Annotated in this window: 19 protein-coding genes; 12 read left to right on the forward strand and 7 right to left on the reverse strand. The window is 71.8% G+C overall.

Translation table 11 applies throughout. The annotated features are described in order from the left end of the window. Positions 1-55 precede the first annotated feature (55 nt). From MFF61_RS14420 to MFF61_RS14475, 12 genes are all read left to right on the forward strand, one after another. Positions 56-2,317, forward strand: a complete 2,262-nt coding sequence (locus MFF61_RS14420; RefSeq protein ID WP_238235749.1) for an RNA degradosome polyphosphate kinase — start codon at positions 56-58, stop codon at positions 2,315-2,317. Positions 2,318-2,411: 94 nt separating this feature from the next. Beyond that, positions 2,412-3,956 carry an exopolyphosphatase gene (gene ppx, locus MFF61_RS14425; RefSeq protein ID WP_238235750.1) on the forward strand — a complete coding sequence of 515 codons (1,545 nt, stop codon included), beginning with the start codon at positions 2,412-2,414 and terminating at the stop codon, positions 3,954-3,956. Between the two features lie 66 nt (positions 3,957-4,022). Then, a complete protein-coding gene (locus MFF61_RS14430; protein ID WP_238235751.1) occupies positions 4,023-5,306 on the forward strand; it encodes an ArgE/DapE family deacylase in 1,284 nt (427 codons plus the stop codon). Between the two features lie 83 nt (positions 5,307-5,389). Beyond that, positions 5,390-6,325 (forward strand): ACP S-malonyltransferase, encoded by a 936-nt coding sequence (fabD, locus tag MFF61_RS14435; RefSeq protein WP_238235752.1) that lies wholly within the window; start codon positions 5,390-5,392, stop codon positions 6,323-6,325. Positions 6,326-6,341: 16 nt separating this feature from the next. Further along, complete coding sequence (fabG, locus tag MFF61_RS14440; protein WP_238235753.1) at positions 6,342-7,082, forward strand: 3-oxoacyl-[acyl-carrier-protein] reductase; 741 nt, start codon at positions 6,342-6,344, stop codon at positions 7,080-7,082. A 234-nt stretch (positions 7,083-7,316) separates the two neighbouring features. Next, entirely contained in the window at positions 7,317-7,553 is a 237-nt protein-coding gene (locus MFF61_RS14445) for an acyl carrier protein (protein ID WP_238235754.1), read from the forward strand. Between the two features lie 67 nt (positions 7,554-7,620). Continuing rightward, a complete protein-coding gene (gene fabF / locus MFF61_RS14450; RefSeq protein WP_238235755.1) occupies positions 7,621-8,880 on the forward strand; it encodes a beta-ketoacyl-ACP synthase II in 1,260 nt (419 codons plus the stop codon). 375 nt (positions 8,881-9,255) lie between these two features. Beyond that, positions 9,256-10,617: an endolytic transglycosylase MltG gene (mltG, locus tag MFF61_RS14455; protein ID WP_238235756.1), complete on the forward strand. Its 1,362-nt coding sequence runs from the start codon at positions 9,256-9,258 to the stop codon at positions 10,615-10,617. Positions 10,618-10,630: 13 nt separating this feature from the next. Further along, positions 10,631-11,506, forward strand: coding sequence for a YicC/YloC family endoribonuclease (locus tag MFF61_RS14460; RefSeq protein ID WP_238235757.1), 876 nt, complete (start codon positions 10,631-10,633; stop codon positions 11,504-11,506). A gap of 113 nt (positions 11,507-11,619) precedes the next feature. Continuing rightward, positions 11,620-12,282 (forward strand): guanylate kinase, encoded by a 663-nt coding sequence (gmk, locus tag MFF61_RS14465; protein ID WP_238235758.1) that lies wholly within the window; start codon positions 11,620-11,622, stop codon positions 12,280-12,282. A gap of 141 nt (positions 12,283-12,423) precedes the next feature. Further along, positions 12,424-13,860: a dihydrolipoyl dehydrogenase gene (locus tag MFF61_RS14470; protein ID WP_238235759.1), complete on the forward strand. Its 1,437-nt coding sequence runs from the start codon at positions 12,424-12,426 to the stop codon at positions 13,858-13,860. Between the two features lie 18 nt (positions 13,861-13,878). Then, positions 13,879-16,467 (forward strand): histidine kinase dimerization/phosphoacceptor domain -containing protein, encoded by a 2,589-nt coding sequence (locus tag MFF61_RS14475; protein ID WP_238235817.1) that lies wholly within the window; start codon positions 13,879-13,881, stop codon positions 16,465-16,467. 34 nt (positions 16,468-16,501) lie between these two features. On the opposite strand, the gene MFF61_RS14480 is transcribed toward MFF61_RS14475, so the two are convergent. The 7 genes from MFF61_RS14480 to MFF61_RS14510 form a co-directional block, all read right to left on the reverse strand. Next, positions 16,502-17,557, reverse strand: a complete 1,056-nt coding sequence (locus MFF61_RS14480; RefSeq protein ID WP_238235760.1) for a flippase-like domain-containing protein — start codon at positions 17,555-17,557, stop codon at positions 16,502-16,504. Continuing rightward, the gene (locus tag MFF61_RS14485; protein ID WP_306423396.1) at positions 17,554-17,889 is read right to left on the reverse strand and encodes a (2Fe-2S) ferredoxin domain-containing protein; all 336 of its coding nucleotides are present in this window, start codon (positions 17,887-17,889) and stop codon (positions 17,554-17,556) included. Before MFF61_RS14485 ends, MFF61_RS14480 begins: the two co-directional genes overlap by 4 nt. Positions 17,890-18,191: 302 nt before the next feature. Continuing rightward, entirely contained in the window at positions 18,192-19,223 is a 1,032-nt protein-coding gene (locus MFF61_RS14490) for an ABC transporter ATP-binding protein (protein ID WP_238235762.1), read from the reverse strand. A 2-nt stretch (positions 19,224-19,225) separates the two neighbouring features. Then, a complete protein-coding gene (locus tag MFF61_RS14495; protein WP_238235763.1) occupies positions 19,226-20,269 on the reverse strand; it encodes an ABC transporter ATP-binding protein in 1,044 nt (347 codons plus the stop codon). Beyond that, positions 20,266-21,192: an ABC transporter permease gene (locus tag MFF61_RS14500; protein WP_238235764.1), complete on the reverse strand. Its 927-nt coding sequence runs from the start codon at positions 21,190-21,192 to the stop codon at positions 20,266-20,268. Before MFF61_RS14500 ends, MFF61_RS14495 begins: the two co-directional genes overlap by 4 nt. A 4-nt stretch (positions 21,193-21,196) precedes the next feature. After that, the gene (locus tag MFF61_RS14505) at positions 21,197-22,150 is read right to left on the reverse strand and encodes an ABC transporter permease (RefSeq protein WP_238235765.1); all 954 of its coding nucleotides are present in this window, start codon (positions 22,148-22,150) and stop codon (positions 21,197-21,199) included. A gap of 19 nt (positions 22,151-22,169) precedes the next feature. Next, positions 22,170-23,771 (reverse strand): ABC transporter substrate-binding protein, encoded by a 1,602-nt coding sequence (locus MFF61_RS14510; RefSeq protein WP_238235766.1) that lies wholly within the window; start codon positions 23,769-23,771, stop codon positions 22,170-22,172. Between the last annotated feature and the right edge of the window lie 64 nt (positions 23,772-23,835).

Here is a 23,835-nt window from a genome sequence, read left to right on the forward strand (position 1 = left end):
GTCACGCCCGCGCCACACCCCGCACGCGACAGTTCGAACTCAAGGAGGCTCCGCCGTGACAGGACCAGCAGCCGTCGCCAAGGCCGCCGAGGCCGCGGAAGAGATCCTGGACGGGACGGAGGCTCCTGCGCCCGGCGGGGCCGCGGAGCCGGCGGCGGGCGAGGAGGCGGTCGCGGCCGGCCGCGCCCTGCGCCAGGAGCCGGCCCGCTTCGTCAACCGCGAGCTCTCCTGGCTGCAGTTCAACCGGCGCGTTCTGGAGGAGGCCTCCAACACCGGTCATCCGCTGCTGGAGCAGCTGCGCTTCCTGTCCATCTCGGCCAACAACCTCGACGAGTTCTTCATGGTGCGGGTGGCGGGCCTGCACGATCAGGTGCGCGCGGGCATCGCCACGCCGTCGCAGGACGGGCTCAGCCCCAGCGAGCAGCTGGCGCGCATCGGCGCCGAGGTGTCCGAACTCGCCCGCGACCAGCAGCGCCGCTGGCGGGAGCTGCGGGAGGACCTGCACCAGCACGGCATCGACCTCGTGGAGGCGCCGGGCCTGTCGGCCGAGGAGGCGACGTGGCTGGAGGAGTACTTCCTGCAGCACATCTTCCCGGTGCTCACGCCGCTCGCCATCGACCCGGCCCACCCGTTCCCGTTCATCCCGAATCTCGGCTCGACGCTCGCCCTGATGCTGGTGCGGCCCCGCGACGGACGGGTGCTGCGGGCGCTGATCCGCCTGCCGTCCGTGATCGAGCGCTTCGTGCGCCTGCCCGACCTCGCCGGGACCGGCACCGCCCGCTTCATCGCCATCGAGCAGGTGATCGTGCTGTTCACCAGCCGGCTCTTCCCGGGCTACCTCGTCCGGGGCCAGGGCGGCTTCCGGGTGGTGCGCGACTCCGATCTCGAAATCGAGGAGGAGGCCGAGGATCTGGTGCGCCACTTCGAGACGGCGCTCAAGCAGCGCCGTCGCGGCGTGGTCATCCGGCTCGAGGTCGATGCCGGGATGCCGGAGGATCTGCGCGCCTTCGTGGCCGACGAACTGGAGATCCCGGTCGACGCCATCTTCCTCGTCGAGGGCATGCTCGCCCTCAACGAACTGTCGCAGATCGTTGCGATCGACCGGCCGGACCTGAAGTTCAAGCCCTACAACCCGCGCTTCCCCGAGCGGATCCGGGAGAGCGGCGGCGATTGCTTCGCGGCCATCCGGCAGAAGGACATCATCGTCCACCACCCCTACGAATCCTTCGACGTGGTGGTGCAGTTCCTCACCCAGGCGGCCCGCGACCCGAACGTGGTCGCGATCAAGCAGACGCTCTACCGCACCTCCTCGAACTCCCCCGTCGTGGCGGCGCTGGCGGAGGCGGCGGAGGCCGGCAAGTCGGTCACGGCCCTGGTCGAGCTGAAGGCGCGCTTCGACGAGGAGGCCAACATCCGCTGGGCGCGCAACCTGGAGAAGGCCGGCGCGCAGGTGGTGTTCGGATTCATCGAGCTGAAGACCCACGCCAAGCTCTCGATGGTGGTGCGCCGCGAGGGCGACAAGCTCGTGACCTACTGCCACGTCGGCACGGGCAACTACCACCCGATCACCGCGCGCATCTACACCGACCTGTCGTTCTTCACCGCCGACCCGGTGATCGCCCGGGACGTCTCGCGCGTGTTCAACTTCATCACCGGCTACGCCGAACCGGCCGAGCTGGAGCGCATGGCGGTCTCGCCGCTCACGCTCAAGCCGCGCCTGCTCCACCACATCGAGGAGGAGGTGGCCCACGCCAAGGCCGGCCGCCCCGCCGCCATCTGGATCAAGTGCAACTCGCTGGTCGACGCCCAGATCATCGATGCGCTCTACGACGCGAGCCAGGCGGGCGTGCAGATCGACTGCATCGTGCGCGGCATCTGCTGCCTCCGGCCGGGCGTGCCGGGCCTGTCCGAGACCATCCGGGTGAAGTCGATCGTCGGGCGCTTTCTGGAGCACACCCGGGTCTACGCCTTCGGCAACGGGGCCGGCCTACCGCACCCCAAGGCGCGGCTCTACATCTCCTCGGCCGACCTGATGAGCCGCAACCTCGACCGGCGGGTTGAATCGCTTCTGCCGATCCTCAACCCAACCGTGCACCAACAGGTACTCGACCAGATCATGATCGCGAATCTTCTGGATAACGAGCAGAGCTGGCGGGTGCTGGCCTCGGGCGCGAGCGAGCGCGTGCAGCCGGCCGAGGGCGAGGAACCCTTCAACGCGCACAAGTATTTCATGACGAACCCGAGCCTGTCCGGGCGCGGGAAGGCGTCCAAGAAATCGAGCCCGCGGGCTCTGAGCCGGCGCGCCCAGCGCGGCTGACAGGGCGGCGCCTTTTCCGCCATAAGGACCCCCTCGACCGGGGAGGGCGCGGGCACGCGCTTTCGCCACCCTCGCCGCCCGCACGAGGATCCGGATGGGCCTGCATTCCGCCGCACCCGCACACGTCCCGACGCAGGCCGCCCTGGCCCGCGTCGCGCCCGGCGAACCCATCGCCATCATCGATATCGGCTCGAACTCGGTGCGCCTCGTGGCCTATGCGGGCCTCAGCCGGGCGCCGACGCCGCTCTACAACGAGAAGGTCCTGTGCGGGCTCGGCCGCAACGTTCTCTCGACGGGGCGGCTGCACGAGGAGGGGATGCGCCGGGCGCTGCAGGCCCTGGCGCGGTTCCGCGAGCTCTGCCGCACCATCCGGGTCGGGCGCACCTTCGTGCTCGCCACCGCCGCCGCGCGCGACGCGGAGAACGGGCCGGCCTTCCTCGAAGCCGCGGAAGCGGCCTGCGGCGAGCCGATCCAGCTCCTCTCCGGCCGGCGCGAGGCGGAGCTGTCGGCCTTCGGGGTGATCGCGGGCTTCCATTCCCCGGACGGGGTAGTGGGAGACCTCGGCGGCGGCTCGCTCGAACTCGTGGACGTGCGGGGGGCCGCGGTCGGCCGGGGCGTGACGACGCCGCTCGGCGGGCTGGCGCTGCAGGACCTCAGCGGCAATTCGGTCAAGAAGGCGCGCAAGATCGCCGCCGACACGCTCAGGAAGGCCGCGCCGCAGCTCGAAACGCTGCGCGGCCGCACCTTCTACGCGGTCGGCGGCACGTGGCGGGCGCTCGCGCGGCTGCAGCAGGCGGCGCGCAACTACCCGCTGCGCGTCATGCACGGCTACAGCATCGATCCGGCGGAGGAGCTGAAGTTCCTCGACATGGTCGAGAGCGTCGATGCCGCGACGCTGGCGGCCGTCGAGAGCGTGTCGGAAGCGCGCCGGCCGCTCCTCGCCTTCGGGGCCGTGGTGCTGGAGGAGATCATCCGCACCGGCCGCCCGCGCGAGATCGCCATCTCGGCCACGGGGGTGCGCGAGGGGCTCCTGTACGAACTCCTCGATCCGGCGAGCCGCGGCCTCGATCCGCTCCTCGTCGCGGCCGGCGACCTCAACCGCCTGCGCGCGCGCTGCCCCGGGCACGGGCCGGAACTGCAGGACTGGACCGACGCCTTCATGGCGAGCCTCGACACGCCCGAGACCGCCGACGAGCGCCGCCTGCGCCACGCCGCCTGTCTGCTCGCCGATGTCGGCTGGCGCACCCATCCGGATTATCGCGGCGAGCAGAGCCTCAACCTGATCGCCCACGGCGCCTTCGTGGGCATCGACCATCCGGGCCGGGCCTACCTGGCGGTGTCGGTGTTCTTCCGCCACGAGGGCGTGGCCCCCGAGAAGGCGAGCCCGACCCTGCGCCAGCTCGCCGGCGCCCGGCTGTTCGAGCAGGCGCGCCTGCTCGGCGCGGCCCTGCGCGTGGCCTTCCCGATCTCGGTGGCGATGGAAGGGGTGCTGCCGCGCACCCCGCTGGTGGTGGAGAACGGCGCGCTGGTGCTCCACCTGCCCGAAGACCTGCGCGCGCTCGCGAGCGACCGCCTCTCCAGCCGCCTGCGGGGGCTCGCGCGCCTGCTCGGCGTGGAGGCGCGGATCGCGGTGGCGTGACGCCGGCCCGCACCCGGCCCGACGGCGGCACGCACGATCCGCCGAACCCCTGAACCCGGAGATGTCATGCCCCTCGATCCTGCCCTGCGCGACCGGATCGCCGCTTCGGTCGAAGACGGTTTCAAGGATCAGGTCGCCCATACCCAGGCCCTGGTCCGCTTCCCCTCGACACGCGGCGACGAGCAGGCGATCCAGGATTTCGTCTTCCGGTCCTTCCGCGACCGGGGCTGGGCGATGGACCGCTTCGGCATGGACCGCGCGCAGATCGAGGCGCATCCGGGTGGCGCCGCGTTCTCGCCGGCCCATTCCGACGCCCCGATCGTCGTCGGCATCCATCGGCCGAAGCGGGAGACCGGCCGCTCGCTGATCCTCCAGGCCCATGTCGACGTGGTGCCGGCGGGTCCCGCCGATCTCTGGACGCATCCGCCCTTCGATCCGGTGGTGGAGGGCGACTGGCTCTACGGGCGCGGCGGCGCCGACATGAAGGCCGGGCATGCGGCCAACCTGTTCGTCATGGACGCGCTGCGCCGCATCGGCCTCCAGCCGGCCGCGACCGTGACGCTGCAATCGGTGGTCGAGGAGGAATCCACCGGCAACGGCGCCCTGATGACCCATCTGCGCGGCTACCGGGCGGATGCGGTGCTGATCCCCGAGCCCGAGGACGAGAAGCTGGTGCGGGCCAATACCGGCGTGCTCTGGTTCCAGGTCGAGGTGCGCGGGCGTCCGGTCCACGTGCGCGAGATGGGCACGGGCGCCAACGCCATCGACGCCGCCTACCGGGTGATCGGCGCCCTGCGCGCCCTGGAGGAGCGCTGGAACGCCGCCAAGGCGGGCCGCCCGCACTTCGAGGGCGAGGCGCACCCGATCAACCTCAACATCGGCCGCATCGAGGGCGGCGACTGGGCCTCCTCGGTGCCCGCCTGGTGCCGGATCGACTGCCGCATCGCGATCTATCCCGGCACGCAAGCCGCCGAGGCCGCCCGCGAGATCGAGGCCGCCATCCGCGACTTCGCCCGCGCCGATCCCTTCCTGTCGAACACCCCGCCGCGCGTCACCTTCAACGGCTTCTTCGCCGAAGGCTACGAGCTGGCGGAAGGGTCGGAGGCGGAAGCCGTGCTCGGCCGCGCGCATCAGGCGGCGACCGGCGCGCCGCTGCGGAGCTTCATGACGGCCGGCTACCTCGATACGCGGGTGCATGCCCTCTACGACCGCGTGCCGGCCCTCTGCTACGGGCCGGTGAGCGAGAACATCCACGGCTTCGACGAGCGCGTCAGCCTGTCCTCGCTCCAGCGCATCACCACCGCGATGGCGCTGTTCGTCGCCGAGTGGTGCGGGGTGGAGGACGCCTGATCCGTTCCGGCTCCGCTTGACTGCGGGCCGGAGCGGTGCGAGTGGCGCGCCCCAACCGACGTCAGCAGGGCAGGAAATCGTCCGTGTCGCGCGCCTTCATCTTTCCGGGCCAGGGCAGCCAAGCCGTCGGCATGGGTGCCGGCCTCGCCCAGGATCACGCCGCCGCCCGCGCGGTCTTCGCCGAGGTGGACGAGGCGCTGGGCCAGAACCTCTCGCGCCTGATGTTCGAGGGCCCGGCGGACGACCTCACCCTCACGGCGAACGCCCAGCCCGCCCTGATGGCCGCAAGCCTCGCGGCCCTGCGGGTGCTGGAGGCCGAGCGCGGCCTCGACCTCGCCCGCGACGTCGCGCTCGTCGCGGGCCATTCGCTCGGCGAGTACAGCGCGCTCGCGGCGGCCGGCGCCCTCACGCTCGCCGACACGGCGCGCCTCCTGCGCCTGCGCGGCGAGGCGATGCAGCGCGCCGTGCCGGTGGGCACCGGCGCGATGGCCGCCCTGCTCGGCCTCGACATCGAGGCGGCCGAGGAGATCGCGGGCGAGGCCGAGCAGGGCGAGGTCTGCGACGTCGCCAACGACAACGGGGCCGGTCAGGTGGTGGTCTCGGGTCATCGCGCCGCGGTCGAGCGCGCGGTGGCGCTGGCGCAGGGCCGCGGCGCCAAGCGCGCCGTCATGCTTAACGTCTCGGCCCCCTTCCACTGCGCCCTGATGGGGCCGGCGGCCGAGACGATGCGGGCCGCCCTCGATCAGGTCGAGATCACCGCCGCCGCGGTGCCGGTGGTGGCCAACGTGCTCGCCGCCCCGATCCGCGAGCCCGCCGCGATCCGCGACGCGCTGGTGCGTCAGGTGACCGGAACCGTGCGCTGGCGCGAATGCGTCGCCGCGATGGCGGCGGCGGGCGTCGATGCCTTCTACGAGGTCGGCACCGGCAAGGTGCTCTCCGGCCTCGTCAAGCGGATCGCCTCGGGCGCGACCGCCACGTCCGTCGGCACGCCGGCCGACATCGCCGCCTTCCGCCTCTGAACGGGACCTGATCCGCATGTTCGCTCTCACCGGCCGCAAGGCCCTCGTCACCGGCGCCACCGGCGGCCTCGGCGGCGCCATCGCCCGCGCCTTCCACGCGCAGGGCGCCGACGTGGCGATCTCGGGCACGCGCCGCGAGGCGCTCGATGCCCTGAGGGCCGAACTCGGGGGCGAGCGGGTGCACGTGGTCGAGGCCAACCTCGCCGACACGGCGGCGGTGGAGGGACTCGTGCCGGCCGCCGAGGCGGCGCTCGGCGGCCTCGACATCCTGGTCAACAACGCCGGCATCACCCGCGACAACCTCTTCCTGCGCATGAAGGACGAGGAGTGGGACAGCGTGATCGCCGTGAACCTGACGGCCGCCTTCCGGCTGTCGCGGGCGGCGGTGAAGGGCATGATGCGCCGCCGCTACGGCCGCGTCGTCAATATCGGCTCGGTGGTGGGCTCCACCGGCAATGCCGGCCAGGGCAACTACGCGGCCGCCAAGGCCGGCCTCGTCGGCCTCACCAAGGCCCTGGCCGCGGAGGTCGCGAGCCGGAAGATCACCGTGAACTGCATCGCTCCCGGCTTCATCGCCTCGCCGATGACCGATGCGCTCAACGAGAAGCAGCGCGACGGCATCCTCGCCACGGTGCCGATGGGCCGGCTCGGCGAGGGGGCCGAGGTCGCGGCGGCGGCCGTCTACCTCGCCTCGGACGAGGCCGGCTACGTCACCGGCCACACCCTCCACGTCAACGGCGGCATGGCGATGCTCTGAGGGGCCTGAATATCGGCCTCCCGACCGCCTGAACCGGTGCTGAACCGCCTCTCGCCAGGGCGGAATCCCTGTGTTAAGCACCCGGCCGGCCGTACAAGGGGATTGACGGTCCGGCCGTCTGCGGCTTTCCACGACACCGCCGGCCGGGACACCGGCCGCATCACCAGCTTCCGGGGCAAGCCGGCCCAGGCGCGGCACCCCGCTCTCTCCACGAGACCAACCGAGGACCATCAGATGAGCGATATCGCGGACCGGGTGAAGAAGATCGTTGTCGAGCACCTCGGCGTGGAGGCCGAGAAGGTGACCGAGAACGCGAACTTCATCGACGATCTGGGGGCCGACAGCCTCGATACGGTCGAGCTGGTGATGGCGTTCGAGGAAGAGTTCAACGTCGAGATCCCGGACGACGCGGCCGAGACGATCCAGACGGTCGGCGACGCGATCAAGTTCCTGGAGAAGAACTCCGCCTGAGGGTTCGGAGTTCTCACACGTCGGAGCGTCGGGCGAAGCGCCAATGGGATCGGGTCGGGATAACGCGATGCGTCGGGTCGTCGTCACGGGCCTCGGGATGGTCACGCCGCTGGGCAGCGGCGTCGACATCACGTGGCGCCGCCTCATCGAAGGGCAGAGCGGGGCCGCCCGCGTCGAGGCCTTCGACGTCTCGGACCTGCCCTGCCGCATCGCCTGCTCGATCCCCCTCGGCAACGCGGGGGAGGGCGCTTTCGACGCCGATGCCTACGTGGAGCCGAAGGAGCAGCGGAAGGTCGATCCGTTCATCGTCTACGCGATGGCGGCCTCCGCGCAGGCCCTCGACGACGCGGACTGGCACCCGACATCGTACGAGGATCAGGCTGCCACGGGCGTGCTGATCGGCTCCGGCATCGGCGGCATCGGGGGCATCTACGACGCCTCCGTGACGCTGTTCGAGAAGGGGCCGCGGCGCATCTCGCCGTTCTTCATCCCGGGCCGCATCATCAACCTCGCCTCCGGGCAGGTGTCGATCGCCCACGGGCTGAAGGGGCCGAACCATGCGGTGGTCACGGCCTGTTCCACCGGCGCGCACGCCGTGGGCGATGCCGCCCGGCTGATCGCCCTGGGCGACGCCGACGTGATGCTGGCGGGCGGGGCCGAATCGCCGATCAACCGCCTGTCGCTCGCGGGCTTCGCCGCCTGCCGCGCCCTCTCGACCGGCTTCAACGACCGGCCGCAGCAGGCGTCCCGGCCCTACGACCGCGACCGCGACGGGTTCGTGATGGGCGAGGGCGCGGGCATCCTGGTCCTCGAAGAGTACGAGCACGCCAAGGCGCGCGGCGCCAGGATCTACGCCGAGGTCGTCGGTTACGGCCTCTCGGGGGACGCCTATCACATCACCTCGCCCTCGCCCGACGGCGACGGGGCCTTCCGCTGCATGAGCGCGGCGGTGAAGCGCGCCGGCATCGCGCCGGCCGAGATCGACTACATCAATGCGCACGGCACCTCGACCCCGCTCGGCGACGAGCTGGAGCTGAAGGCGGTCGAGCGCCTGCTCGGCGAGGCCGAGGGCGTCTCGATGTCCTCCACCAAGTCCGCGACCGGGCACCTGCTCGGGGCAGCGGGCGCCATCGAGGCGATCTTCTCGGTGCTGGCCATCCGCGATCAGATCGTGCCGCCGACCCTCAACCTCGACAATCCCTCCGTCGAGACGGCGATCGACCTCGTCCCGCACGAGGCCAAGCGCCGCAAGGTCGACGTGGTCCTGTCGAACTCCTTCGGCTTCGGCGGCACCAACGCCTCGCTGATCCTGCGCCGGGTGGCCTGAGGGCTCGTGCCCTCACGCGCGAGGCACCTCGCGCCACGGCCTCAGGCTGCGGCCTGGGTCAAGTCGCCGGCGCGGATCATCTCATCGGCCGGGCGGTGACACACCTGGCAGACGAGGCGCACCTGATCCAGCGTGAGGTGACGCTTCCGGTTCAGGATGGCCGGATGCGATGATCCTCATGGTGGCTCACCGCACGGTGCCGTGATGGGAGCCGAAGCCTCGTACCCGGCCGGACCCGGGATCGCGCCACGCGCTGGACGGTCGCGGCCGCTTCTCCCGGCTCCATTTCGCCATAAAGGCTGGTAGGGTCTGGCGGCCCAGCGCGGATGCCGGGCGAGCGCGCGTCCGCCAGGGTAGCGTCACGACAGGACCGCCATGTTCCGCAAGCGAAAGACCGACGCGCCGCCGAGCGCGCCGGACCAGCCGGCTCAGCCGAGCCGCCTCGCGCCGCGCAGCCCGAGCGAGGCGATCAAGCCGACCGCGGCCCCGCCCCCGCCGGCCGCGCCCGTGCGCGAGCGCGGCGGGTTCCTGTCGGCGGTGAGCGGATTCCTGACCCTGTTCGTCGTGCTGGGCCTCGGTGCCATGCTCGGCCTCGTCGTGGTCGACCGGCAGATCAACGAGCCGGGTCCGCTGGCCACCGACAAGGTGGTGGTGGTGCCGGCCCGCTCCAGCGTCGGCGAGATGGCGAACCTGCTCCAGCGCGAGGGCGTCATCACGCACCCGACCCTGTTCGAGCTCGCCGCGCGCTTCGCCCGCAAGCAGCCCCTCAAGGCCGGCGAGTTCAACTTCAAGGCCCATGCCAGCATCGACGACGTGCTCGACACCCTGATCCAGGGCCGGCCCGTCCAGCACGCGATCACCTTCCCGGAGGGGCTCACCAGCGAGCAGATCGTGGCCCGCCTGCGGGACAACGACATCCTCACCGGCGAGATCAACGAGATCCCGCCCGAGGGCTCGCTCCTGCCCGACACCTACAAGTTCGAGCGCGGCGACAGCCGCCAGAAGATCGTCACGCTCATGCGCGCCAAGCAGAGCGAGGTGCTCAAGCGGGTCTGGGCCGGCAAGGCCCAGGAAGTCCCGGTGCGCACGCCCCAGGAACTCGTCACGCTCGCCTCCATCGTCGAGAAGGAGACGGGGCGGGCCGACGAGCGCCCGCGGGTGGCGGGCGTGTTCATCAACCGCCTGCAGAAGCGCATGAAGCTGCAATCCGATCCCACGATCGTCTACGGGCTCGTCGGCGGGCGCGGCACGCTGGGGCGCGGCATCCTGCGCTCGGAGATCGACCGGCCGACCCCCTACAACACCTACGTGATCGAGGGCCTGCCGCCGGGGCCGATCGCCAATCCGGGCCGCGCCGCCCTCGAAGCGGTGGCGAACCCCTCGCGCACCAAGGACCTGTTCTTCGTCGCCGACGGCACCGGCGGGCACGTCTTCGCCGAGACCCTGGAGGCCCACAACCGCAACGTCGCCCGCTGGCGCCAGATCGAGAAGGCCAAGGCCGCCACCGACCCGGGCGCCGCGCAATCCGTGGACAAGGTCGAGCCCGCGCCGGGCGCCGACCCGTCGGCGGGACCGAGCCGCGGCCTGCCGGCCTCGCCGATGGCCTACGACGGCGGCGAGCCGGGCACGCGCTCTCGCGCCTTCGACGCCTCCGAGGGGACGGCGCGCGATCCCCTCCGCAACAAGACCTACGACCTGAGCTACCCGAAATCGGTCCCGGTCCTGCGCAATCCCTGACCGCGAGGACCGCATGAGCGTCGCGAGCATGACGGGTTTCGCCCGCGAGGCCGGCACGACCGGCCCGGTGCAATGGGCCTGGGAGGTCCGCAGCGTCAACGGCCGCGGCCTCGACGTGCGGCTGCGGGTTCCGCCGGGCTTCGATGCGGTCGGCGAGGAGGCCCGGGCCCAGGTGCAGAAGCGCCTCGCGCGCGGACAGTGTCAGCTCACCCTCACGCTGACCCGCAGCGAGGCCAAGCCGCGCCTGAGGGTCGACGAGACGCTGCTCGCCTCCCTGCTCGAATCCCTCGCGCGCCTGCGGCTGCCCGAGGGCGTGCGGCCGGCCTCTCTCGACGGGCTGCTGCAGGTGCGCGGCATCATCGAGGTCGAGGAGGGCCGCGAGGATCCGGCCGTGCTCCAGGCCGAGCTCGCGGCCGCCGCCGGGCGCCTCGCCGAATCCCTCCTGACCGTGCGCCGGGAGGAGGGGCGGGCGCTCGCCGCTCTGATCGACGACCAGCTCGCCCGCATCGCGGCGCTGACCGAGGCGGCGGAGGCCTGCCCGGCGCGCCGGCCCGAGGCGATCCGCGCGCGCCTCGCCGCCCAGGTTGCCGCGCTCTCGGAGGCGGGCGGCCTCGATCCCGACCGCCTGCACCAGGAGGCGGTGCTGCTCGCCGCCAAGGCCGATGTGCGCGAGGAGATCGACCGGCTGCGCGCCCACGTGACGGCCGCCCGGGACCTCGTCGCCGCGGGCGGTGCCATCGGCCGCCGGCTCGATTTCCTGGCCCAGGAGTTCGGCCGCGAGGCGAACACGCTGTGCGCCAAGGCCAACGACATCGCGCTCTCGCGGATCGGCCTCGACCTCAAGGCGGTCGTTGAGCAATTCCGCGAGCAGGTGCAGAACGTCGAGTAGCGGCGGGATCACCTCCCGCCGGTCGCCACGAGCCGCGGGCCGCCGTATCGCGACGAGGGAGCGGTCGCCCGCTCGTCGGTGGATGCGGGCGGCGCGGCGGGGAACGAGTGCAGATGAGTGTTGGGTTCGAAGCGACGTCTCCGGTGACGCGGCGCGGTCTGGTGCTGATCCTCTCCTCGCCCTCCGGGGCGGGCAAGACCACGCTCACCCGCGCGCTCGCGCGGCAGCCGGAATGGAAGCTGGATCTCTCGGTCTCGGTCACCACGCGGACGCGCAGGCCCTCCGAGATCGACGGGCAGCACTACCGCTTCATCGACCGCGAGACGTTCGAGAGCATGCGCGAGCGCGACGACATGCTCGAATGGGCGGAAGTGCACGGCAACTTCTACGGGACGCCGCGACGCCCGGTCGAGGCGGCATTGGCCGCCGGCCGGGACATGATCTTCGACATCGACTACCAGGGGACGCGGCAGGTTCGGGCGAAGCTGCGCGAGGACGTCGTCACGATCTTCATCCTGCCGCCCAGCATGGCGGAGCTGCGCCGCCGCCTGGAGCGCCGCGCCGAGGACACCGCCGAGACCATCGAGCGGCGCCTGCGCAACGCCCGCACCGAGATCGAGCGCTGGTCGGAATACGATTACGTGCTGATCAACGACGACCTCGACCGGTCCTTCAAGACCCTGGAGGCGATCCTCACCGCCGAGCGCCTGCGCCGGCAGCGCCAGGTCGGGCTCGACCGCTTCGTGGAGGGCCTGCTGGCCGAGACGGGCGGCTGACCGGGCCGACGGAACGATACGGCCCCGATTGCCGTTGAGAGCGGTCGCAGGGGCAATCGACATGACATTACGGCAGCGGGACCGCGCGGAGCCGGGGCGGGATCCGACCGGCGCGACCGCTCTGTTGCGCGCGGCCGGCCGATGACCGGCGGCACGCGCGACGGGATCACCTGCGACGTCGCCGTGATCGGCGCCGGGACCGCCGGCCTCGCCGCCTGGGATGCGGCGACCCGGGAAGGCGCCCGTGCCGCGCTGATCGAGCGGGGGCCAGGCGGCACGACCTGCGCCAGGGTCGGTTGCATGCCCTCCAAGCTCCTGATCGCGGCGGCGCGCGCCGCGCACGACGCCCGTGGCGCGGGCCTGTTCGGGATCGATGTCCCGCAGGTCGGCGTCGACGGGCGGGCGGTGATGCGGCGCCTGCGGGCGGAGCGCGACCGCTTCGTCGCCAGCATCCGCGATGGGCTCGGCCGCGTGCCCGAGGATCTGCGCGTCGCCGGAGAGGCGCGATTCACCGGGCCGGCGACGCTGCTCGTCGACGGCCGCGTCGAGGTCCGGGCGAACGCCGTGGTGATCGCCACCGGATCGAGCCCGAGCCTGCCGCCGAGCCTCGCTGCCATCGCCGGGCGCGTGCTCACCACCGACACGCTGTTCGAGAGCGAGGATCTGCCGGACTCGCTGGCGGTCCTCGGGGCCGGACCGGTCGGCATCGAGATCGCGCAGGCGATGACGCGGCTCGGCGTCCGAGTCACGGTGTTCGATCCCGCGCAGTCGATCGGCGGCGCGACCGACCCGGCCGTGGCGGCCTCTGCCGAGGCCATCATCGGCCGCGAGGTCGACCTGCGCCTGCGCACCGAGGTCACGCAGGCCGCGCCGGACGGCGAGGGGATTCGCCTGCACTGGCGCAGCGGCGGGGAGACCGGCAGCGCCGCCTTCGCGCAGGTGCTGGCGGCGGCCGGACGACCGCCGAACCTCGCCGATCTCGACCTCGGCCGGGCCGGGCTCGACCTCGACGAAGCCGGCCGGCCGGAGATCCATCCGCACAGCCTGCAATGCGGGCCGGCACCCTTGTTCATCGCGGGCGACGCGAACCGCCTGCGCCCGGTGCTGCACGAGGCCTCCCGCCAGGGGCGGATCGCCGGCCGCAACGCCGCGCGGTTCCCCCGTGTCGAGGCGCCCGCGCCCTGGCCGGCCTTCGCGCTCGTCTTCACCGACCCGGAGATGGCCGCCGTCGGACGCGCCTTCGACCCGGAGGCGGCCCGTGACTGGCTGATCGGCGAGGTCTCGTTCGCCGATCAGGGCCGGGCGCGCGTGATGGGGCGCAACGCCGGCCTCGCGCGGATCTACGCGGAGCCGGAAGGCCGCCTGATCGGGGCGGAGATGGTCGGACCCGGCGTCGAGCATCTCGCGCATCTGCTGGCGGCGGCGATCCAGGAGGGCTGGACGGCACGGCACCTGCTGGAGCGCCCCTACTACCATCCCACTCTGGAGGAGGGGCTGACCACCGCGCTCGGCGCCATCGCCGCGCGCGAGGCCGCCCCCGGGCCGCCGCGGGTTTCCTCGCCCCGGGGGATCCGGTAAGGTCGTAACACCTTGACCATCGTTCCCTCACCTCCGCCGCGCGCGGGCACCGGAATCCTCGATACCCTGACGTCTCGACAGATCGACGGCCTTGCCGAGGGTGTCGTTCAGGTCGATTCGAGCGGGACGATTCTGCTGTACAACGTGGCCGAGAGCCGATTCTCCGGCCGCGCACCGGAGCGGGTGCTCGGACGAAACTTCTTCAGCGAGATCGCGCCCTGCACCCGCGTGCCCGACTTCTACGGCAGGTTCCGGGAAGGTGTGCGCCGCGGCCTCCTCGATGAGACCTTCTCCTTCGTGTACGGCTTCGACCCGCAGCCGCTGCGGGTGCGCATCACGCTGCGCCGCGCGACCGCGCCGGACCGGTACTGGATCGTCACCCAGCCCGTCGGCGCGGTGGCGGTGCCGGATGCCCGCGAGGCCGTGCGGGCCGCGGTCGGGCAGCGCGTGAGCGCCGCGCCGGTCGATCCGGCCCTGTGCGAACGCGAGCCCATCCACATCCCGGGATCGATCCAGCCGCATGCCCACCTGATCGTGGCCGATGCCGGGACGCTGGAGGTGGTGGCCTGCTCGGCGAACATCCCGGATGCCCTCGCGCGTCCTATCGGGCAGCCGCTCGCCGCGCTGCTGCCGGACGGCCTGCTCGCCTCCCTGCGCGCCCGGCTCTGCGGCCCGGAGGTGGAGGACGGGCGCGTCCTGCGCGCCCGCACGGTGCTCGGCCCCGGTTCCGTTCCCTACGAGGTGGTGGCGCACCGGTCGGGCGCGCGCATCCTCGCCGAGTTCGAGCGGGTGCCGCTGCATCCGGAGGATTTCGCCACCGCGGGCCCGATCGAGGTCGAGGCGGCGGTCGGGCGACTGCGCGGGGCGAGCGGGCTGATGGAGGCCGCGGCCTGCGCCGCCCGCGAGACGCGGGCGCTCACCGGCTTCGAGAGCATCCTCGTCTACCGCTTCGATCCGGACTGGAACGGCGAGGCGATCGCCGAGGACAAGGTCGAGAGCTGGGACCGGTCGCTGATGGGCCTGCATTTCCCGGCAAGCGACATCCCGGCCCAGGCCCGGGCGCTCTACACCCGCTCGAAGAGCCGCTTCGTCATCGACCGCGACTATGTGCCAGTGCCGCTCACGGCGCTGCCGGGCGCCGCCGACACCCCCATCGACCTCACCTTCGCGCAGGGGCGCAGCCTCTCGCCGATCCACCTCGAGTACCAGCGCAACCTCGGCGTCAACGGGTCGATGTCGGTGTCGATCATGGTCGAGGGGCGGCTGTGGGGCCTGCTGATCGGCCACCACCGCAAGCCGCATTACGTCGCCCCCGAGACCCGGGCCGCCGCCGCCGTGCTGGCGGACGCTTTCGCGATGCGGGTGCAGGAGATGGAGAGCATCCGCCTCTGGCACGCGCAGCAGGAGCACCTCGCCGCCGAGAGCCGGCTCGTGCGCGAACTCGCCCGGTCGGACGATTTCGTGGGCGCCCTCACGCAGGGCGCGACAACGCTGCTCGACCTGTTCGAGGCGGGCGGCGCCGCCACGGTCTCGGACGGGAGCGTGCGCCTGCTCGGGCGCACGCCGCCCGCCGCGGCTGTTCTGGCAATCGCCGATCACCTGCGGGTGACGCTGCCGCCCGGCCGCACCAGCTACGCCTCCTCCGAGTTCGCCGCCGACCATCCGGCGAGCCGACCCTGGACCGATCAGGCGAGCGGCGTCCTGGCGGCGTTCGTCGATCCGGACCGGGCGCACCTGCTGCTGTGGTTCCGGCCCGAAGTCCCGAGCACCGTCACCTGGGGCGGCGACCCCCGCAAGCCCGTCCTGGGGGCAGCCGGCTCGGCCACCGTGCTGCCGCGGCGCTCCTTCGAGCGCTGGGTCGAGGAGCGCCGCGGGGCCTCCGCGCCGTTCGCCGCGTGGCAGGTCGGCATCGCCGAGGCGCTCGCCCAGGCGGTGGAGGGCGTGGTGCTGCGCCAGCGCCGCAAGATCGCGGACCTGACCGGCCTCCTCGTCGAGAAGGAAAAGCTTCTCGCTCAGAAGGACCTGCTCGCGCGCGAGATCGACCACCGGGTGAAGAACTCGCTGCAGATCGTCTCCGCCTTCCTGCACATGCAGCGCCGGCAGGTGACGGATCCGGCGGCCAAGGAGGCCTTCGCGGAGACGATCGGCCGCGTGATGAGCGTGGCGCGCGTGCACGACAGCCTCTACCAGGCGGAGAGCGTCGAGGAGGTCGATCTCGGCCAGACGATCGAGCACCTCTGCGCCGACCTCGCCGTGATGGCAGGGGAGCGGCACACCCTCGCGCTCGACGCCCAATCGGGTCTGATGGTGCCGTACCGCAAGGCGGTCGCCCTTTCGCTCATCGCCACCGAACTCGTCACCAACGCCTTCAAGTACGCCTACGACGCTGAGGGCGGGCGGGTGGCGGTGAGCGTCGCGGCGGTGAGCGAAGGCCGGGTGAGCCTCTCGGTCTGCGACGACGGGCGTGGCCTGCCGGCCGCATGGGCGGAGGGGCAGGCGCAGGGGACCGGCCTCGGCATGAAGCTGATCCGCTCGATGCTCGACCAGATCAACGCGCACCTGGAGGTGAAAAGCGAGGCCGGCGCCTGCTTCACGGTCACGGCCTGAGGGCGAATCAACGGCCAGGAGCAGGATCGCTGCTCTACGGCCCGCTGCGGCCCGGCGCCAGCAGGTGGCGGCGGCCCTCGATCATCTGCCAGGCGATCAGCGAGGGCAGGCCGAGCACCACGTCCGGCACGCGCTTGACCAGGGAGAGCGCCAGCGCCGCATCGGCATCGATCCCGAACACGCCGCCGAGGAGCACGAAGCCGCCCTCCTGCACGCCGAGCCCGCTCGGGACCGGGAAGGCCGCGGACTTGATCGCCTGACTGAGCGATTCCAGCACGATCGCCTCGGTGACGGTGACCTCGAAGCCCATGCAGCGCAGGGCGATCCAGATCTCCAGAGCCCCCAGGAACCACGCCGCGACGTGGAGCAGGGCGCCCTGCGACAGCGGCCACCAGCGGCGGCGCTCCCACATCGCGTCGAGGGCCGCCTGCACGCCCGGCCGCGCGCTCTCGGTGGGCGAGGCCTCGCGCACGAAGCGGCGGCCGAGCGCCGCGATGCGGCGCTCCAGCGCCCCGGCGCCGCCAAAGCGCTGGACCGCGAAGAAACCGGCGAGCACGAGCGCGCTCACCCCCAGCCCCTTCGCGCACCACGCGGCGAGCTGCGCGGCCGGCTCCCCTTCGAGCTGGCCCAGCAGCAGCACGCCCGCGAGCGAGAACAGCGCCAGCGCGGCGACCTGGAAGAACATGTCGACGATGATGCCGGCCGCCGCCACGGCGCCGGAGACGCCCCAGAAGGTGAGGAGACGCCCGCCCAGCACGTCCCCGCCGACCGAGGCCACCGGCAGCAGCACGTTGACGCCCTCGCGCACGAAGCGCAGCAGCAGGAACGGCCCCGTGCCGACCGCGGCCCCCGCCGTGACCTGCGCCCAGGCGATGCCGCACAGCAGGATGATCCCGACCCGCACCAGCACCACGGCCGCAAGGCCCAGAACGCCCACCCGCCCGAACGCCGCGGCCACCGCCCCCACGTCGTTGACGGCCACCAGCCATGCGGCGAGCGCGATGCCGGCGAGCGCCCCGAACAGCGGCACCCGGCGCAGCAGGGCGCGGCCGAGCGACGGAGGCGGCCGGTCGGAGAGCGTCTGCCTCATGCGGGATCGACCGAGGCAGGGGGAACGAGGGCCTGCACCAGCGCGTCGGGCGCGGTCGCCGGATCGATCACGATGAGGCGGCCCGCCCGAAGCGAGGCCGTGGTGGCGAAGGTGAGGCTGCGCTTGGGGCAGAGGCCGAGGCAGCCGGTCTCGACCACCCGGACCTTGCGGCCCGGCTGACCGCGCTTGAGTTCGCGCTTGATGTCGCCGCGGACCGCCTTGGCCCGCACGCCCTGGCGCTTGGCGCATTTGGCGCAGACCACCACGATCTCGCTCCAGGGCGCCGACGCCGCCTTCGCGCGCCCGCCGGCCTCAGGCCTTTGCTTGCTCAAACCGTCCCGCGCTCCCATGAGACCCGCGACCAGACCCGCAACCAGACCCGCGACCCGGGCCGGACGATCCGTTAGCGGGCCGGGTTGCCGGGTGCAACGCGGCATCCTGGGCGGGCATCTTGGGCTCGCCTCTCGCGCCGGCCGCGCACACCCGGACCGCCGATGCGCGCTCGATCGCGGCGATTCTTGTCCGCCGGTGAGCTATCGCGACGACATGGCGGCGGGATCGAACTTTGCCGTCTCCCCCGACGACCCGCTGATCCGGTCACGGCGTTCGGCGGCGGGCGGGCGCCCGCTACGCCTCACGCCGCGGCGTGCGGGGCGGCTCCCAGAGCTTCGCCGATCCGCACGCAGCGCGCGGCGTGGCCAGGCGCCACCGCCACGCGCTCCGGCAGTCCGGCGCGGCAGGGCGGGGCGGCGAGGCTGCAGCGGGGCTCGAACGGGCAGCCCGGCGGCGGGTCGGCGAGATCGGGCGGCGAGCCGGGAATGGTGGCGAGGCGCAGGCCCTTCGGCGAATCCGGCGTGATGCGGGAGGCCAGGAGCCCATGCGTGTAGGGATGCGCCGGCGTGCCGATCACTTCGCCGCTCGCTCCGACCTCCACGAGATGGCCACCATACATCACCGCGACGCGGTCGGCGACCTGCACGGCGACGCCGACATCGTGGGTCACGAAGATCACGGCGAGGCCGAGGTCGCGCTGCAGCTCGCGCAAGAGCAGCAGGATCTGGATCTGCACCGTGGCGTCCAGCGCCGTGGTCGGCTCGTCGGCCAGCAGCAGCTTCGGCTTGCAGGCGAGCGCCAGCGCGATCATGGCGCGCTGGCGCATGCCGCCCGACATCTCGTGCGGGTAGGCGTCGAGACGGCGGGCCGGGGAGGGGATGTGCACCCGCTCGAAGAGTTCGAGCGCCCGCGCCCGGCCCTTGGCGAAGCTCGCGCCCTCGTGGCGCACCACCGCCTCGGCAATCTGGTCGCCGATCTTGTAGACCGGATCGAGGGCGAGGCCGGGATCCTGGAAGATCATCGCGACGGTGCCGCCGCGATAGGCCGCGAGGCTGCGGCGCCCGAGTGCCAGCACGTCCTGGCCGTCCACCCGCACGGTTCCGCCGATGCGGGTGCGCTTCTCCGGCAGGAGCCGCATCAGCGCGCGCAGCGTCACGCTCTTGCCCGAGCCGGATTCGCCGAGCAGCGCCAGCGCGTCGCCGGCCTTGAGGTCGAAATCGACGCCGCCCACCGCCCGCACGGGCTTGCGGCCGCCGAGGAAGTCCACCGTGAGGTTGCGGACATGCACGAGCGCGTCGGTGGCCGCGTCGGGCGTGCGCAGGGGAGCGTTCATGCTCAGGCCGCCATGGGGAGGGAGGGCGCCTCGGGGTGCCCGGAGCCCGGCACCGCCATGTGGCAGGCCGCGAGATGCGAGGGCGCGACGGGGTCGAGGCCGGGCTCGCGCGTGCTGCAGACGGGCGCGGCGAAGCGGCAGCGGGTGTGGAAGCGGCAGCCCGGGGGCGGGTTGATCGGATTCGGCGGATCGCCGGTGAGCGGCGCCTCGCTGATGCGGGCCTGCGGGTCGGTGGAGGGCTGCGAGGCGAGCAGCGCCGCCGTGTAGGGATGGCGCGGCGAGGCGAGGATGTCGTCGGCCGGGCCGAGCTCGGCCACCTGTCCGAGATACATCACCATCACCCGGTCGGACATGAAGCGCACGACGTTGAGGTCGTGCGAGATGAAGATGTAGGTGAGGCCGAAATCCCGCTTGAGATCGGCCAGCAGGTTGAGCACCTGCGCCTCCACCGACTTGTCGAGGGCCGAGACCGCCTCGTCGAGGATGAGCAGGCGCGGCTCCAGGGCGAGCGCCCGGGCGATGTTCACGCGCTGGCGCTGCCCGCCCGAGACCTCGTGCGGGTAGCGCCCGCCGAAGCGGCGCGGTTCGAGGCCGACGCGGCGCAGGAGGTCGTGCGCGCGGCCGAGCGCCTCCTTGCGCGACTGCCCGTGCGATTGCGGCCCGAACGCCACCGTCTCCTCGACGGTGAGGCGCGGATTGAGCGAGGCGTAGGAATCCTGGAAGACCATCTGCACCTGGCGGCGGTAGGTCTTCAGGTCGAGGGCGCGCGAGCCGAGCAACTCGCCGTCGAAGACGATCTCGCCCCGGTCGGGCTGGTTGATCTGCATCAGGAGGCGGGCGGTGGTGGACTTGCCGCAGCCGGATTCGCCGACCACGCCGAGGGTCTCGCCCTTCATCACCTCGAAATCGACCCCGTCGACGGCCCGCACGATCGGCCCCTTGGAGAACAGGCCGCCCTTGGAGACGAAATGCTTCACCAAGCCCCGGACCGCGAGGAGGGGCTGGGCCGGGCCGCCGCGGTCGCGGGTGTCGAGGGTCTCGCTCATTGGCGCACCTCCATGGCCGAGCGCAGCCCGTCCGAGAGCAGGTTGAAGGAGATCGAGGTGAGGAAGATCATCACGCCGGGCAAAGCCGCGACCAGCGGATTGACGTAGATCGCGGTGCGCAGGGTGTTGAGCATCAGGCCCCATTCCGGCTCCGGCGGCTTCACGCCGAGGCCGAGGAACGAGAGGCCCGAGGCCAGGATCATCGAGACCGAGATCAGGCTCGTCGCGTAGACGAAGACCGGTCCCAGCACGTTGCCGAGCACCTGCACCCGCACCACCCGGAAGGGGTTGGCGCCCGAGACGCGCGCCGCCTCCACGTAGTCGCGGTTGCGGATCTGCACCGTGACGCTCTCGGCCACGCGCGTGATCTGGGGCACGAACACGACGGTGAGCGACACGATGGAGTTGAGGATGCCGGCGCCGAGCGCCCCCGAGAGCGCGATGGCGAGCAGCACTGACGGGAAGGCGAAGAAGACGTCGACCACGCGCATGATCAGCGTGTTGATCCAGCCCCCGGCGTAGCCGGCGAGGATGCCGAGGCCCGAGCCGATGAAGAACGCGATGACGACCGGCAGCACGCCCATGAACAGCGACAGGCGGCCGGCGTAGAGGAGACGGCTCAGCATGTCGCGGCCGAGCTCGTCCGAGCCGAGCCAGTAGGTGGCGTCGCCGACCGGCTTGAGGCGGCGGATCATCGAGCCCTTGAACGGGTCCATCGGGGCGATGAGCGGCGCGAAGATCGCCGCCAGGACGATGCACAGGATCACGAAGGCTGCCGCCATGGCGACCGGATCGCGCACGAGGCGTGCGAGCACGCTGCCCCAGTAGCCGCGCCCGGCCTGGATCGGCGCCTCGGCGATCTCGACCGGTGCCGCCGCGGCGGCGCCCGGATCGGCGGAGGCGAGGGAGGTCGGCGTCGTCATCGTCTCACGCCCTCTGGATGCGGGGGTCGAGGGCGGTCTGCACCACGTCGACCAAGAGATTCAGGGTCACGAAGAACATCGCCAGCACGAGGATCGTCCCCTGAAGGAGGGGCAGGTCGCGCTGGAAGATCGCGGCGTTGAGGAGGAAGCCGGTGCCCGGCCAGGCGAAGACGGTCTCGATCAGGATCGAGCCGCCGAGCAGGTAGCCGAGCTGCAGGCCCATGATGGCGATGGCGGTGGGCGCCGCGTTCTTGACCACGTGCTTGAACACGCCGAACTCGGACAGGCCCTTGGCGCGCAGGGCCTGCACGAAGTCCTGGTGCAGGATGTCGCCGACGAGCGCCCGCACGGTGCGGGAGATCACGCCCATCGGGATCACCGACATGGTGATGGCGGGCAGCACGAGGTAGCGCAGGTGCTCGGCGTCCGGCCACCAGTTGCCCGACCCCTGCGGCCCCGCGCCGGTGGGCGGCAGCCAGCCCAGCGTCGCCGAGAAGATGATGACGAGCACGATGCCGAGCCAGTAATGCGGCACGCTCACCCCGAACACCGCGATGGCCGAGGCGGCCCGGTCGAGCCAGGAATCCTGGGCGTAGCCCGCGACGAAGCCGAAGAAGGTGCCGAACGTGAAGCCGATCAGCGTCGCCACCGAGGCGAGGATCAGGCTGTTGCTCACCGCCCGGCCGACCTCAGACAGGACCGGGCGGCCGGTGGCGATCGAGGTGCCGAGGTCGCCCTGCAGCACCTTCCAGAGCCAGAGCCCGTACTGGACCGGCAGCGGCTTGTCCAAGCCGTAGGCCGCGCGCATCTGCGCCTGCATCTCGGCCGTGGCGTCCACCGGCAGGATCGCGCTCAGGGGGTCGCCCGGCGCGAGGTGGACGAGGAGGAAGCACACGAGGCTGACCCCGAGGGCGACTGGCGCCGCATAGGCGATGCGCTTGAGGACGAAGGTGAGCATGGGGCCTCGCCGCGTCGGATCACTTGTCCATTGTGATCGAAGAGAAGTTCTGGAACCAGCTCTGTGCCTGCACGAAGCCCTTCACCTTCGGACTCATCGCGCGCGGATTGACGTCGTGCGTCACCATCAGGAACAGGGCGTCGTCCACGAATTTCTCGTGCACCTTCCGCAGCACCGTCTTCTGGGCCTCCGGATCGAAGGTGCTGCGGATCTCGTCGAACAGCTTGTCCATCGCCGGATCGCAATAATAGCCCCAGTTGGTCCCGTTCGGTGCGGCGAGATTGCACTGGGCGTGCCGGATGAAGGCCGTGAACGGATCCTGGATCAGGTAGGAATAATTCATGCCGGTGGCGCCGCGCGCCATGTCGCTCTTGGCGCCGGCGCGCCAGATGTTGATGAGCGTGTTCCACTCGACGACCTCGAAGTCGACCTTGATGCCGACCTCGGCGAGGCTCTGCTGCACGAATTCGTTCATCGGCAGGGGCTGCATCTGTCCCGAGCCCGAGGCCGAGATCAGGATCTTGGTCGAGACCGGCTTCTGCGGCCCGTAACCGGCCTCCTTCAGCAGCGCCTTGGCGGCCTCGGGGTCGTACTTCACCTTGAAGGTCGGCGTGCCAAACCAGGGATGGCCCGGGGTCATGAAGCCCTCCGCCGGCACCGCGAGGCCGCCGAGGAACTCCTTCAATCCCTCGCGGTCCACCGCGAGATTCGCGGCCTTGCGGATGCGGATGTCGTTCCAGGGCGAGGTCTCGGTCCGCGACAGGTGCCAGGTCCAGTTGTGCGGGTAGAGGTTGGTGACGAGCTTGAACCCGGCCGACTTGAGCGAGGGCAGGGCGTCGGGGGCGGGGGCCTCGATCCAGTCCACCTGCCCCGAGCGCAGGGCCGCCACGCGGGCATTGGCCTCCGGCAGCGGCACCAGCACCAGCTTGTCGAGCTTCGGGACCCGGCCCTTGTCCCAGTAGGCCGTGTTCGGCACGAGTTCGGCCCGCTCGCGCGGCACGAAGGCGGCGATCTTCCACGGTCCGGTGCCGGAGGGCGCCTTGGCGACCGCGTCCCAGCTCCTGCCCTGCTTCTCCCAGTTGGCGGGCGAGGACATCAGGATCCAGGCGATCTGGAACGGCAGGGTCGCATCCGGGGTCTTGGTGGTGATCTCGATCGTCATCGGATCGACGGCGCGGTAGCTCGCGACGCTCGGGATGCGGATGCGCCCCTGCGCCGACTGGCGCGGATCGAATTGCGGCGCGTCGTTCTTGAGGAGCTTGTCGAAGTTCCAGACCACCGCATCCGCGTTGAAGGGCGACCCGTCGTGGAAGGTCACGCCCTCCCGCAGGGTGAAAATCCACTTCTTGGTGTCGTTGGGATCGGCCTTCCACGTGGTCGCGAGGCCTGGCGTCAGCTCGGAGGCCCTGTCGGAGCGGCTGAGATCCCAGTTGATGAGCGCATCGTAGGCCGTGTAGCCCGTGAAGCGCATGCCCTCGCCGCCGTTATCCGCCTGTCCGGTGGTGAGGGGAATGTCGGACGCCGTCATGCCGATGCGCAGCACGCCCTGCGCGGCGGCCGGCCCGGCCAGACAGAGGCCCAGGGCCGCGGCGACCGACAGGCTGCGGTGAGTGATCGACATGCTGCGGGACCCCGTGCGAACTCGTTCGCGACGGGGTTGCAAGAGCCCTGCCAGGATCGCCGCG

Origin of the sequence: Methylobacterium isbiliense (genome assembly GCF_022179325.1) — a bacterium.
GTDB classification, from domain to species: Bacteria; Pseudomonadota; Alphaproteobacteria; order Rhizobiales; family Beijerinckiaceae; genus Methylobacterium; species Methylobacterium isbiliense.

Excerpts from the sequence above, each read along its gene's own strand:
- ppx (WP_238235750.1), top strand. The coding sequence starts at position 2,412 with ATGGGCCTGCATTCCGCCGCACCCGCACACGTCCCGACGCAGGCCGCC.
- MFF61_RS14430 (WP_238235751.1), top strand. The coding sequence starts at position 4,023 with ATGCCCCTCGATCCTGCCCTGCGCGACCGGATCGCCGCTTCGGTCGAA.
- fabG (WP_238235753.1), top strand. The coding sequence starts at position 6,342 with ATGTTCGCTCTCACCGGCCGCAAGGCCCTCGTCACCGGCGCCACCGGC.
- MFF61_RS14445 (WP_238235754.1), top strand. The coding sequence starts at position 7,317 with ATGAGCGATATCGCGGACCGGGTGAAGAAGATCGTTGTCGAGCACCTC.
- fabF (WP_238235755.1), top strand. The coding sequence starts at position 7,621 with ATGCGTCGGGTCGTCGTCACGGGCCTCGGGATGGTCACGCCGCTGGGC.
- mltG (WP_238235756.1), top strand. The coding sequence starts at position 9,256 with ATGTTCCGCAAGCGAAAGACCGACGCGCCGCCGAGCGCGCCGGACCAG.
- MFF61_RS14460 (WP_238235757.1), top strand. The coding sequence starts at position 10,631 with ATGAGCGTCGCGAGCATGACGGGTTTCGCCCGCGAGGCCGGCACGACC.
- gmk (WP_238235758.1), top strand. The coding sequence starts at position 11,620 with ATGAGTGTTGGGTTCGAAGCGACGTCTCCGGTGACGCGGCGCGGTCTG.
- MFF61_RS14470 (WP_238235759.1), top strand. The coding sequence starts at position 12,424 with ATGACCGGCGGCACGCGCGACGGGATCACCTGCGACGTCGCCGTGATC.
- MFF61_RS14480 (WP_238235760.1), bottom strand. The coding sequence starts at position 17,557 with ATGAGGCAGACGCTCTCCGACCGGCCGCCTCCGTCGCTCGGCCGCGCC.
- MFF61_RS14490 (WP_238235762.1), bottom strand. The coding sequence starts at position 19,223 with ATGAACGCTCCCCTGCGCACGCCCGACGCGGCCACCGACGCGCTCGTG.
- MFF61_RS14495 (WP_238235763.1), bottom strand. The coding sequence starts at position 20,269 with ATGAGCGAGACCCTCGACACCCGCGACCGCGGCGGCCCGGCCCAGCCC.
- MFF61_RS14500 (WP_238235764.1), bottom strand. The coding sequence starts at position 21,192 with ATGACGACGCCGACCTCCCTCGCCTCCGCCGATCCGGGCGCCGCCGCG.
- MFF61_RS14505 (WP_238235765.1), bottom strand. The coding sequence starts at position 22,150 with ATGCTCACCTTCGTCCTCAAGCGCATCGCCTATGCGGCGCCAGTCGCC.
- MFF61_RS14510 (WP_238235766.1), bottom strand. The coding sequence starts at position 23,771 with ATGTCGATCACTCACCGCAGCCTGTCGGTCGCCGCGGCCCTGGGCCTC.